The sequence below is a fragment of the Leptothoe kymatousa TAU-MAC 1615 genome (assembly GCF_018739865.1).
Lineage (GTDB): Bacteria > Cyanobacteriota > Cyanobacteriia > Phormidesmidales > Phormidesmidaceae > Leptothoe > Leptothoe kymatousa.
The window spans coordinates 60,890-73,126 of sequence record NZ_JADOER010000012.1 but is presented as its reverse complement, the minus strand read 5'-3'; the positions used below and the strand labels follow the sequence as shown (position 1 = coordinate 73,126).

The following is a 12,237-nucleotide window of genomic DNA, read 5'->3' as shown; positions in this document are numbered from 1 at the left end:
ATAGGTGTTTCAAAAAATATTCGAAACGTTTGGTTATTTTTCTTAACAATCTGTAAGATCGAAGGGTGCACCATCGTTGGAATGCTCCATGGATATCTTTGATGCCAGCTTATTTGACAGCCTTTGGATTGGCTTGATCGTAGGTTTGGCCTCGTTCGTACAGAGCTTGACTGGATTTGGGTTTGCCTTAGTGGCCGTATCCCTGCTGCCATTTTTTATGGATCTCCAGCTGGCCATCACCCTCGTATTGCTGGTTAACCTGGTGTGTAACCTCACACTCTGGTGGTACCACCGGGATAATTTTGAATGGTCACGGATTATCCATCTAGTGGGTGCAGGCTTTCTGACTATTCCCATTGGTGTGTTGGGGCTGCACCATATCCCTGAACATTTAGCTCTACAGCTACTGGGAGCTTTAGTACTGATCTATGTGATCTATTCCAGTTTGCAACTGTCTCCCCCTGAGCTAGAGGGACGTCGCTGGGCCTATGCCTTTGGCGCCGCGTCCGGTGTGTTGACCGGTGCGTTTAATACTGGGGGGCCGCCGATTGTGATCTATGGCAACTGTCGGGAATGGAGCCCTGAACAATTTAAGAGCCATTTACCGGGAACGTTTGCGGTTATGTCAGTGGTTGCGATCGCAACCCACGTTTCCCAAGGCCACTTCGACAAAATGCTCCTTAGCCAGGTGGGCTATGCCACCCCGTTTTTTCTCAGCGGCCTAGGGCTGGGCATATGGCTGTCAAACTATATCAACGCAGCCCAGTTTCGCCAGGTCATCATGGTCTTGCTGAGCGTCGTTGGCCTCAAACTCGTGTTTTAGCAGCCCCGGCGTTACGCGATGCAGCCTAGGGGGTCGTAATGTCCTCTAGGTCCGGGGCGCCTTCCACCTCCACCGTCTCATCCGTAATAATTTCCACTTCGGGCGGCGCTGCTGGCACAGCGGGTTCGTCTGGTGCCGCTTCCTCCACAGGGTCAGGATCCATGGGCTCAATTTCCACAGGGCTCGCATCAAATGGGGGATTGTCCCGCAAATCGTCGCGCAACGTATCCCCTAGGGACGGATCCGTTGGGGATGGCTGCGGCTGCGGGTCAGCCCCTAAACTGAGCTTGGCCACCTCCCCTCGAAAATAGGCCTCGCGATATTGTAACGATTCTGAAAACGCCACCCCTGCCCTAAAGGCAATCAACGCGTTCTCAGTATCCCCAATATTGAGGTATAGCTGCCCCAGGCGATCGTATGCCTCCAGAATGCCGAACTGGTTATAGGCTTGCTGCTCCGCGCGCACCAGCAAGTTATAGATGCTCAGGGCTTCATTGGTAAGCCCCTGCTCGGCATATAGGTCGCCCAAGTCTTTGAGGACCGTGCTCACATGGCCGTAAAGTTCTAGCTTTTGGGCCGTGGCATAGGCTAGCTGGTAATAGTCCACCGCTTTGGAATAGACACCCATGGCCCGAAAATTACGAGCCATATCTATTTCCAGGGGGGGTTCGCGATCGCTCTGGCCGGTGGTCCGATAAAGACTCAGTAATTCAGCCTGGGCCGGCAGTGCTTGGGCATATTGTTTCGCCTCTTGGTGGCTATAAATCAGGTGCTTTAAGTACTCCGTACGTTCCAGGGTATTGCCCTGGGTTTTCGCCCGTTCGGCCAATGTCGTATAGAGCTGGGCCGCATTGGCAAAATCAAACCACTGCAAGTAGTGATCGGCCAGCACCACCTGCCAAGCATGCTGATCTTCGGCGGCGGTCATGGCAATCAGCTGCTGATAAATCTCAGTGGACGTATCGCGCATGCGCAAAATCTGGGCAATCCTGGCTAGGGTTTCCACTCTTTCCAGGGACGCGATGGCCTTTTCCGCCAACCAAATGCGCTTGACCCGGGCTGCCATCAACCGAATTTCTTGATCACGCTGCCCATTCCACGCCTGCTGGCCAATGCGCTCCAGCGCTTCGAGCTCGGCTTCGACACCAAACAAACGCCGCAGCTGCACCTCCCGGATCCACAGGGCAAAGGCCTCATCCGACTGGCCATCAAGCAACAGCTGCTGGGCTTGGGCATCCATTTGAAACAGTTCTAGCTCTATTTCGTAGAGCTCTAAGGGACTCAACGTCCGTTCTACCGTCGTATCTGGCACCAGCGGATCCTTCGGTTCTGCAACGAGGGGATCCGTCAGGAATGCATCTAATAAGACTGGATCGATGCGCTGGGCATAGGCTGGCAAAGATAGGGTGCCTGCGATCGCTAAAACCAGAGTACCGAGAAAACCAAATATTCGTTGGGGCTGTCGTTTCAACAACAATTGCTTACGTAAATTAAAATCAACACTCATTTACAGAACTTTGTACTCGCAAGGGTTAGCGACCGTGAGCGGCCATCGGTGCTGTAATCTTAAGATCTTGTGTATTTTTTGTCGTTGCTACTAAACCACGTTCAAGTTGAAACCCCGTAACTTGCTTTACGGAAAAACAACCATTCTGAACGTGCCTAACCTTTAGTACGGCAGCAGCGGCACGTCGTCCGGCCAGCGGGTGCTGGCTAATTCACCATAACAAATCTGTTAACTATGTCCCCAAATGTAGCAACCCGCACTATTCGGATTGGTTCTCGTAAAAGTCAGCTTGCCCTAGTGCAAACCCACTGGGTCCAGGGTGAGCTACAGAAACGCTTCCCTGACATTAACTTTGAAGTTAAAACCATGGAGAGCAAAGGGGACAAAATTCTAGATGTGTCCCTTTCGAAAATTGGCGACAAGGGTTTGTTTACCCAAGAGCTAGAAGATGACATGCTCAACGGCACCATTGATTTTGCCGTTCATTCCCTGAAAGATTTGCCCACCCGCCTGCCTGAGGGGCTGATGCTCGGCTGTGTGACTGAGCGCGAAGACCCTGCAGATGCCCTGGTGGTGCACGCAAAGCATGCTGGCAAAACCCTCGATCAGCTGCCCGAGGGCGCCATTATTGGCACCTCATCCCTGCGCCGTTTGGCCCAGCTACGCCATCACTTCCCATCGTTTCAATTTAAAGACATTCGCGGCAACCTCAATACTCGCCTGCGCAAGCTCGATGAAGGTCAGTACGATGCCATCATTCTGGCGGTAGCTGGCCTCAAGCGTTTGGACATGGGCGATCGCATCCAGCAGGTGGTGCCTGCCTCGATTTCTCTCCACGCCGTTGGCCAAGGTGCCCTAGGCATTGAGTGCCGCACCAATGATGACGAAATTCTTGCCGTGATTAAAACGCTTGAGCATGTGCCCACGGCCCAGCGCTGCTATGCAGAGCGTGCATTTCTGCGCGAGCTAGAGGGCGGCTGCCAGGTCCCCATTGGCGTCAACACCGTAATCGAAGGTGACAACCTGACGTTGACCGGCATTGTGGCTAGCCTCGATGGGCAAACCTTGGTAAAAGATACGATCTCTGGCTCTGTGGATCAGGCGGATGAGATGGGCAATACCTTAGCGAAGCGGGCGAAAGATGCGGGTGCCCAGGAAATTTTGGATGCGATCGCAGCCGAAACCCGTTAATTGCCAACGTCGTACCAGTTAATAGGGCAAAAGAAATGTTAGGGGCGTTGCGTGCAACACCCCTAACATTTTTTTAAAACCCCCTTCCGTAGGCTTAAGCACTATGCACAGGGCCAATCCCCATCTAGACTTGATCCCGTGGATGACGGGTTTAATTAACGGGGCATCAGAAACGTAATGCGAATTTTATTTGTGGCTGCAGAAGCTGCACCCTTAGCAAAAGTAGGCGGCATGGGGGATGTGGTCGGCACATTACCCAAAGCTCTACGAGCCATGGGGCACGATGTTCGCATTCTTATGCCCTACTACGGCTTCATGGGCAAAAAAGTAGACATCCCCGAGGAACCCATCTGGTGGGGCTACGCCATGTTCAATGCCTTTGGCGTCTACGAAACCACCCTCCCCAAGTCAGACGTCCCCCTCTATCTCTTTGGCCACCCCGCCTTTGACTCCGAGGAAATCTACGGCACTAAAGATGAAGACTGGCGCTTTACCTTTTTTGCCAATGGCGCCGCCGAATTTTGCTGGAACTACTGGAAACCCGACGTTCTTCATTGCCACGACTGGCATACGGGCATGCTGCCAGTGTGGATGCACCAGTCACCAGAAATTTCCACCGTCTTTACTATCCACAACCTCGCTTACCAAGGTCCCTGGCGCTGGAAGCTCGACAAAATCACCTGGTGCCCCTGGTATATGCAAGGCGACAGCACCATGGCTGCCGCGCTCCTATATGCCGACCGGGTCAATGCCGTTTCCCCCACCTATGCCCAACAAATTCAAACCAAGGAATATGGTGAAAAGCTAGAGGGCCTATTGTCCTATGTCAATGAAAAACTGAGCGGCATTGTCAACGGCATTGACCTAGAAGCCTTTAACCCGGCCACCGATGAACAAATTGCCCAAACCTACACCGCAGAAACCCTAGAAAAACGCGCCATCAATAAAACGGCCCTCCAGCAAGAAATGGGCCTAGAAGTAGACGATAGCCGTTTTCTCATTGGTTTGGTCAGCCGTCTAGTGGAGCAAAAGGGCATCGACCTGATTTTGCAAACCATCGATCGCTTTTTGGCCTACACCGATACCCAGCTAGTGCTTTTGGGTTCGGGCAATCGCCACTACGAAACTCAACTGTGGGAGCTATCCAATCGCTACCCTGGCCGGGTGTCGGTATATCTGATGTATAGCGGTCAGCTCGCCCAAAAGATTTACGCTGGTGCCGATGCCTTCTTAATGCCCTCGAAATTTGAGCCCTGCGGCATTAGCCAAATGATTGCCATGCGCTACGGCTGTGTGCCCATCGTGCGCCGCACCGGTGGCCTGGTGGATACGGTGAGCCATCACGATCCGGTCAATGAGGCAGGAACTGGCTACTGCTTTGACCGCTATGAGCCCCTGGATCTCTTTACCTGCATGGTGCGTGCCTGGGAAGGGTTCCAATACAAGCCTTTCTGGAAAAAGCTACAGCAGCGTGGCATGGCAGAGAACTTTAGCTGGGAAAATTCTGCCATTGAATATATCAAGCTCTACAGCGATATCAAGGGTCTGTCCCATGAGAGTCAGATTCCAACAGAATATGGTGGAAAACTGGTAATCGAACCTAAGAAAACCCCCTAAAGTCCGCTTGCTAAGATTCGCTCTACCCGTATTACGTAATTCACTACTACGCACTGTAGTTTCTTGTAGAATATCTGCCATGGAGGGTCAGATATGGAAAATTGCGTATTTAACCAATGGGGCGATCTATGGAAACCGTAGGAGTTTGGGATTGGTTTTGGCTGATTTTGTTGGCCGTCATCCCAATTGTTAACATCATTGCTTTTGTAATGTTTGCCTATGGCCATGGCAATCGCAATGTGGTCAATCTCTGTAGAGCCATAATGCTATGGTTTTTAGTAGGTCTTGCCATTAGCCTTGTGGGGAGTCTTATTAGTGCAATATTCGGCATATAGCGCGTACTACATGCCAATGGTTTTGAGAGTGTACGACTTTTAAGACCGTTTTTGCTCTTCTAATGGGGTGAGGAAAGATCCATCCTCACATTTGACCAGCCTATGGAGAATCTCTTGCTCCTCAGCATTACTCCCTTGAAGAATCTCTTGGGTCACGGCAACATTAATCAATTCCATGCCTAGACGGACCCAATAGGCACCTGTTACCGATTCAAAATCCACTGGAGGCATTTGGTCGGTATAAGACTTGTTTAATTCTAGCCCAAGCTTTTCACTTAGCCCCCGAATCACATACTGGCGCTGTGCTGGTGCACCCACTAGCCAACGCTCCATGGGCTGGGAAAAAATCTCATCAATTTTCTCTTCGCCTGCTTGTTTTTGCAGCCACACTTCTAAGGTCGAAACAGGCCAGTCTGTTGTCTCTTCATCCACCTTGGCAAAGGCATGGGCCTCGGCATAGGCCACCACACCATCGTTGTTATAGTCGGCAGACTCTACTGGCTGACCTGTGCGGTCAAGGCCGCTAAGTCCGGCAAAAAAGCTAGAACTATAGTCGCGGTAGTCGGCTTCGTTCACCGCTGGGGTACATCCCACCGAGGGCCGCTCGGCGACGGTGGCAAAGAAGCCACAGCGGGTTTGTAGGGCAACAGGGTTCTCAGGATTTCCCTGCTCGTAAATAAGATTGGCAAAGGAGCCCGAAAAACATTGGGCCATCATGGTGACAAAGGGCTGATCGGGGGGTAGCTGATCCAGCCAGCCAGCTAGCTGCTGTACGGAGACCAGCTGTTCTTCCCAAAGAATCATGGAGTTGTTGTCAACGTTCTCTCGGTTGTAGGCTCCGTGGCCCGTGAAATAGAAAAACGCGGGGCAGGGGGATGACTTTTGAGCTAAGTTTTCAAACCATTGTTGGGCATTGTCCACCGTGGCCGGACCATCGAGATTATCAATTTCGGGGGGTTTAAACTGCTCTTGCCCTAAAAAATTGAGATAGCGCACCGTCGGTTGCCCATCGTTGCCATTGGCAAAATACTGACGAGCGGTGTTTAAATCAATGCCCAATGCGGCAAGGGTGCGCTGAAAGTAACGTACGTTTTTTTCGAGGGCAATTTCGTTATAGCCGGGGGCCCCACCACCGGCCAAGACCAAAAACTCCATGGCAGCGGTCGCCGTTGCACCGTCGGCCTCCAGAGCACCATCGGTCTTTACCACTGGCTCCTCGGTGGTGGCCTGTTTTGTCCAGCCCAAACTCAGCCCAATGGCCACCCCCATCACACTAGTCATGAATAGCTGGGTCAAAAAGGAGAGCTTACGCATGGGGCAGGGGCAAATTTTCTGACCTTATTCTAGCGGGACGGTTGAGAATCATCCCCATGATTACAATGGCCCTTGATTACAATGGGGAGGATTTGGTCTTTTGCCATTGCCCGCCCATGCATCAACTTGTCACTGCTGCCCTTGACGCCCAGGACTATCGCCGTGCCACTCAGCTAATTAAACAGTGGCGTAAGGCCTCACCGAAGGATCCGCTGGTGCTGCTCTCCATTGGTCGCTTACAGGAAGGCACGCTGCAGTGGGATGCGGCGGAAAAAACCTATCTGACGTTTCTGAAACGGGTGAATAATCCAAAGCTGATGGGGCAGGCTCGCTCTGGACTGAAACGGGTGCAGCAGGCACGGGAAGCAAGCCGGCAGGCCGACCTGGACGAAGCCACAGCCGTATTGGGTAGTGACGACCCTGGACTGCTAGCGATTATGCCGCCAGACGATGCGAAACAGGCGGCGGTGGCCATGGCCGAGGTGCTACGCATTGATCCGTACATGGCCCGATTGCAGCTGCCGAAGCAAGGGCTCAGACTGCAACGAACGGGCTCCATCGGTGAAATGAAGTACTACGGTGAAGCCTTGCAGGCCGCCGGTGTGCCCGCAACGTGGGCCACCATTGAGGAACTTAAAAAGGTACAGGTATTCGAGATTAAGCATTTTCGTACCCTGACGCCCCAACCGGCTGTGGTGTGCCAAAGCCCGACGGGGCAAATGGGGTCAATCCAGTTTGATTGGTCGGAGATTAGCCAAATTATTCGGGCGCAGCTGCCCGTGTTTGAGGAGGTGAGTGATAAGACGGCCTGGGGTAAATCGAAACGGAAGGAACTGGTGCAGGACTACGCCCAGGTGATGGATTTGCACATCCATGGTCGGAAGATTATTTTGCGGGGCTGCGATCGCACCTATGAATTTCGCAACAGCGTTGCCCTCGTCCCCGACCAGACCAACCTCACCTCCACCCGCATTCGCTGGAATGGGCTACTCCAGCACATTAACCGAGCGACCCACTGTCCACAGCAGACCGACTTTACCAACTTTGGCCAGGGCGCATTGGAAATGATGCCCCTCCTGCCCTATATAAAAGTCTATTTAGACCTCAACCGCCGTAAACCCAGCGATTGGGACACCGCATTTCAGATTTACAGCACCCTATTATTTCGGCAAATGCAAGCCTAAGGCCCTGGAGGGGGGGTAATGCGTGTCTTTTCCAGCTGTTGACTAATGCGATTGAGCAGACCAAAATCAGCTTCCGGCAAGTCCCCGCCGCGCCCCGTCGTATTTTCTCTCGCCAAAAAGGCAAACGCCTGGCGAAACGTCTCCCCATCGGACCGAATGGGCGCGCTCAAATGGCAAGGAATAATCGAATCGAAGGCCAGACCAGACACCTCATTGGCCCAGGACAAAACCGCATTGGCCCCCCGATTAAAAATCAACGACTGTAGTACTGGCGCCACTAGCAGGCGACCATTGCCACTCAATCGCTCAAACGACTCCTGCCAGGTATAGTCCCAATCAAAGGGATATAGGCCAAAATAGGCCCGCTTCGAACGGTCCGAGGCCGTTTTCGCCGCTTGCAAGACCTGGCCCCACTGGGGATCTTTCAGGGCATCGGGACGAAAATAAAAGGCAAATAAAGCGATGCGCTGCCAACCCTTCCGTCGGTTTTCCACCGTATCTGCCGGTTCATCGGCGGCATTTTCCTTGGCATGGAACAGTAACGGATAGCTATCTAATTGCACAATGGCGGGCGGATCCGCCGGAATCGACACCACCGAGTCGGTCACCAACAAGGTTTTAGAGGCCCGATGCACCATCGCCACCTCCGAAAAGGCCCCCAGTCCCAAGTTCACCGGCCCCAAGATGCGATAGTCAAACTCATCCCCAAAGGGGGCATCGGCTGGATTTTCCGGTAACCAATGGGTACGCCCCAGGGGAAACCCCAGCCAGCTGAGGGGCAAATTGAGGGGAAAACTCCACTGATGGCGCGCCACATACACCTGCGCCTGGGGAAACTTACGGGCAAACGGCCCCACAAATACCTTATGTTCTAGCCCCGTCACCGTTGGCAGAACAATATATTTCACCCCGCCATGGTCGGCCACCAGCTCATTCACCAGGCGAATACATTCGGCCGTGGGGGCCACCGGGGCATAGACCAGTAAACCACCTGAGGCCAAACGCACCACAGTCATACGAATGGGCACAACGACATAGAGAATGCCCTGCATTTGGTCGAAGGTCCAAACCTGATTGGCAATGACTTCACGACGCAATGTACGGCGCTGCCCATAGGGGTACAACGGCACTAGCGGCCACCATGGCCACGACCAATCGGCGGAACGTTCCACTGCCCGCGATTCAGACACACCCTATCCTCCAGATTCCAGACTGAGTTTTAGTATTTTAGGCGTTGCTGATCCGAACTCAGGCTTTATCTGCAAAGAATATCTGCAAGGACAATGTCAGCATGCCCCATGGCTCGCGAGCTGACCGGAGTCGACGCTCAAACATGGTCAAGGCGTCCTTTCGACTACGCTCCCAGGATATTGACCAGCAAATCCCCTGCCTGGAGGATTGACATTGCCCACTGTGGGGACAATGGACCCACAGGTTGCTAGCAGAAGGATGCTGCGCGATCGCATTATTTTGACAGCACGATAACTGCACCAACCAGCAATATTCACTTCAAAAAAGTATTTTCACCCGCCAGGAGACTTATCTTTTCCGTGAAACAAAAACAAACAACATTAACGTTTATGTCATAAAAGAGAGATTCAACACCCATGGGAATATGCTTATTACATGAGCTGAAAAGCCCATAAACACAACGAAAGGAGGTCAACAATCGATAGTTCGATAGAATCGTTTGATGGATCAATACCAGCACCCAACCAGGTCACTGATAGTTCTTCTCACTTGCACTAAAGAGTCTTGTTATTTACTCAAATAACAACTCTAGAAAGTCTTGTTGAATACAGAAGAGATTCTCAGGTAGATCGTTCTGGGTGCTGTTGTGCTTTAAATGTGTATTCGATTGCCGTTACCGATGGACGAGATATCCCATTGAGTATCGTGCCGTAGGCCAATCCTGCCCGGAAAACCTCGTGTCCAGGGCAATAACGCCCTCCGCCAGCGCTACACACAACGGACACCGAAAAAATATTTACTTTATCCGGATTGGCATCGAAGGGAATGAATAGGCACAGCCCCGCCACAACAATTGCCCAGCGCCTACAGGCTTAGTTGTAGGCATATCCTTTAAAGGTCAGTAGCAACACGCAACAGTGATGGCGACCATCAACTAAAGAAACTTAATATTTATGTAATAAAACGATAGGCAGATTTTGAAAGGGTGTGGTTCGACCTTCCTCGAGGCTAGAGTAGGCACATAGACAAAGCAACTTATTGCATAACGTCCTATTTCGAACCCTATATCTTAAGTAAACAGATTACTGTATTACTTAACCCCTTATATCTAACTCGGACCCCTGTGAGCCTAGCGTTCACGGGGGTTCTTATTTGGGTGGTCTTGCCCGTATCACCCACACTCACCAACCCATCGCTAAACCAAACTTAGCTATCCGCCCTCAGCCGCAAACCATGTCCATCAACAAGCTATTTAAAACAACGAGCGATGGCATCTGGCATAAGGTCGACTTCTGGATACGTTTTTTTCAGCAGCATTTTGGTTAAATGAAAAGCAAAACAATATATTTGTCACTGTCACTATGGAAGCACTACATATTCTTCACTTGGAAGATAATGCTACAGACAGTCAACTGCTTCAATTTAAACTTAGTCGACATGGGATTACGTCAGATATTCAAGTAGCGACCACCAAAGCCGAATATCAATATTGGTTAACCCAAAATAATGTCGACATCATTTTGTCAGATAGTGGTGTGCCCGACCTTTCAGGAACAAGTGCCTGGGCCATTGCCCGCCAGGAAGTACCCCACACCCCCTTCGTTTTTGTTTCCAACCATATTGACGACGACCAAGCGCTGAACCTCATTTCCCAGGGTGTGGAAGATTATATTCGTAAGGATCAGCTTTGGCGTCTAGTCGCGCTGCTCCAAAAACTAGGTGCCAAACAACCAGCTGCGGCCCATGGCCAACCAGCCATCATTCCACCCGGTCACCATCACGCCCCGACGGAGCCGACACAACCTACACCACTCACTGAAAATGCACGTAATGCCCCCCTGGAATATCTAGTCCAAATTATTCAAGAACTTTCCTTAGCCCATACCTTAAATGACATCACCGCCATCGTTCGCAGGGCGGCACGCGCCCTCACCGGCGCGGATGGAGCCACCTTCGTTTTACGGGAAGGTGATCTCTGCTATTACGCTGACGAAGATGCCATTCAACCCCTTTGGAAAGGACAACGCTTTTCAAAGGACATTTGCATTGGCGGTTGGTGTATGGAGAACAAACAACATGTTGTGATTGAAGACGTGTTTGAAGATGTACGCATTCCCTATGAGGCCTATCGCCCCACCTTTATTAAGAGTCTAGTCATGGTGCCTATTCGCACCGAAAACCCCATTGGTGCCATTGGCACATATTGGGCCTCTAATCATCACGCCCAACCAGAAGAAATTAAACTGTTGCAAGCCCTAGCAGACACTACAGCTGTTGCGATGGAAAATGTTCAAGTCCATGTCGACTTGGAAAATCGTATCCGCAATAGAACCAACCAACTGCAAACGGTGAACCAAGAATTGATGAGTTTTTCGTCTAACTTATCCCACGATCTACGTTCTCCCCTGACCATTATCAGAGGATTTAGCAGCCTGCTAATGGATCAATATGGAGACCAATTGGATAAATTTGCCTATGGGAGCCTTGCAAAAATCGATCAATGTGCAGCGCGCATGAACGCATTGATTGACCAGGTACTGGGGTTATACCAATTTTCTCAACAAGATATTCAATCGCAATCGGTAAACTTAAGTGAGTTGGCTCGTAATACCTTGTCTAGCTTAGAGGCGATCAATCCTGAGAGACAGATAAAGTGGCAGGTGGACGACAATATGGTGGCCCAGGGAGATCCTCTATTGTTAGGGACTGTTCTCGAAAATTTACTGTCCAATGCCTGGAAGTTCTCATCCAAATGTTTTGAGAGTGTCATTAGCGTAGGTGTCGCTACCCGACAACAAGACACAATCACATTTTTTGTGCGTGATAATGGGGCTGGCTTTGATATGGCATCTGCCGACAAGTTATTTCAACCGTTTAATCGATTGCACCAAACCAAAGATTTCACCGGCAATGGTGTGGGTCTAGCCTCCGTGCAACGGATCATCCACCGCCATGGTGGACAGATTTGGGCAAAATCGGTCGTTGGCCAAGGCGCAACATTTTACGTTTCTCTACCTGTTCAAGCGATGGCCGCCAAGGCACCCCTACAACTGGTGTGAGGCCTGACCTGGGAAA

The 12,237-nt window shown here is 51.3% G+C and carries 8 protein-coding genes; 5 read left to right on the top strand and 3 right to left on the bottom strand.

Going from position 1 to position 12,237, the window contains the following annotated elements; all coding sequences use genetic code 11:
- Positions 1 to 88: 88 nt before the first annotated feature.
- On the top strand, positions 89 to 823 hold the full coding sequence (locus tag IXB28_RS13590) for a sulfite exporter TauE/SafE family protein (protein ID WP_215619147.1): 735 nt from the start codon (positions 89 to 91) through the stop codon (positions 821 to 823).
- 25 nt (positions 824 to 848) lie between these two features.
- Here the strand turns inward: IXB28_RS13590 and IXB28_RS13585 are convergent, their stop codons facing one another.
- Positions 849 to 2,330: a tetratricopeptide repeat protein gene (locus IXB28_RS13585; RefSeq protein WP_215619146.1), complete on the bottom strand. Its 1,482-nt coding sequence runs from the start codon at positions 2,328 to 2,330 to the stop codon at positions 849 to 851.
- 234 nt (positions 2,331 to 2,564) lie between these two features.
- On the opposite strand from IXB28_RS13585, the gene hemC reads away from it, so the two are divergent.
- Both hemC and glgA read left to right on the top strand, forming a co-directional pair.
- Positions 2,565 to 3,521 carry a hydroxymethylbilane synthase gene (gene hemC / locus IXB28_RS13580; RefSeq protein WP_215619145.1) on the top strand — a complete coding sequence of 319 codons (957 nt, stop codon included), beginning with the start codon at positions 2,565 to 2,567 and terminating at the stop codon, positions 3,519 to 3,521.
- Between the two features lie 177 nt (positions 3,522 to 3,698).
- On the top strand, positions 3,699 to 5,138 hold the full coding sequence (gene glgA, locus IXB28_RS13575) for a glycogen synthase GlgA (protein WP_215619144.1): 1,440 nt from the start codon (positions 3,699 to 3,701) through the stop codon (positions 5,136 to 5,138).
- Between the two features lie 374 nt (positions 5,139 to 5,512).
- Here glgA and IXB28_RS13570 read toward each other — a convergent pair whose 3' ends face one another.
- On the bottom strand, positions 5,513 to 6,787 hold the full coding sequence (locus IXB28_RS13570; protein WP_246559786.1) for a Caspase domain-containing protein: 1,275 nt from the start codon (positions 6,785 to 6,787) through the stop codon (positions 5,513 to 5,515).
- Positions 6,788 to 6,903: 116 nt separating this feature from the next.
- Here IXB28_RS13570 and IXB28_RS13565 point away from each other — a divergent pair, with 116 nt between their 5' ends.
- Complete coding sequence (locus tag IXB28_RS13565) at positions 6,904 to 7,971, top strand: tetratricopeptide repeat protein (protein WP_215619143.1); 1,068 nt, start codon at positions 6,904 to 6,906, stop codon at positions 7,969 to 7,971.
- Here the strand turns inward: IXB28_RS13565 and IXB28_RS13560 are convergent.
- Complete coding sequence (locus IXB28_RS13560; protein WP_215619142.1) at positions 7,968 to 9,161, bottom strand: DUF4336 domain-containing protein; 1,194 nt, start codon at positions 9,159 to 9,161, stop codon at positions 7,968 to 7,970. The genes IXB28_RS13565 and IXB28_RS13560 overlap by 4 nt on opposite strands.
- 1,362 nt (positions 9,162 to 10,523) lie before the next feature.
- Between IXB28_RS13560 and IXB28_RS13555 the strand changes: the two genes are divergently transcribed.
- The gene (locus IXB28_RS13555; RefSeq protein ID WP_215619141.1) at positions 10,524 to 12,221 is read left to right on the top strand and encodes an ATP-binding protein; all 1,698 of its coding nucleotides are present in this window, start codon (positions 10,524 to 10,526) and stop codon (positions 12,219 to 12,221) included.
- The last annotated feature ends 16 nt before the right edge of the window (positions 12,222 to 12,237 follow it).

Excerpts from the sequence above, each read along its gene's own strand:
- IXB28_RS13565 (WP_215619143.1), top strand. The coding sequence starts at position 6,904 with ATGCATCAACTTGTCACTGCTGCCCTTGACGCCCAGGACTATCGCCGT.
- IXB28_RS13555 (WP_215619141.1), top strand. The coding sequence starts at position 10,524 with ATGGAAGCACTACATATTCTTCACTTGGAAGATAATGCTACAGACAGT.
- IXB28_RS13585 (WP_215619146.1), bottom strand. The coding sequence starts at position 2,330 with ATGAGTGTTGATTTTAATTTACGTAAGCAATTGTTGTTGAAACGACAG.
- IXB28_RS13590 (WP_215619147.1), top strand. The coding sequence starts at position 89 with ATGGATATCTTTGATGCCAGCTTATTTGACAGCCTTTGGATTGGCTTG.
- hemC (WP_215619145.1), top strand. The coding sequence starts at position 2,565 with ATGTCCCCAAATGTAGCAACCCGCACTATTCGGATTGGTTCTCGTAAA.
- IXB28_RS13570 (WP_246559786.1), bottom strand. The coding sequence starts at position 6,787 with ATGCGTAAGCTCTCCTTTTTGACCCAGCTATTCATGACTAGTGTGATG.
- glgA (WP_215619144.1), top strand. The coding sequence starts at position 3,699 with ATGCGAATTTTATTTGTGGCTGCAGAAGCTGCACCCTTAGCAAAAGTA.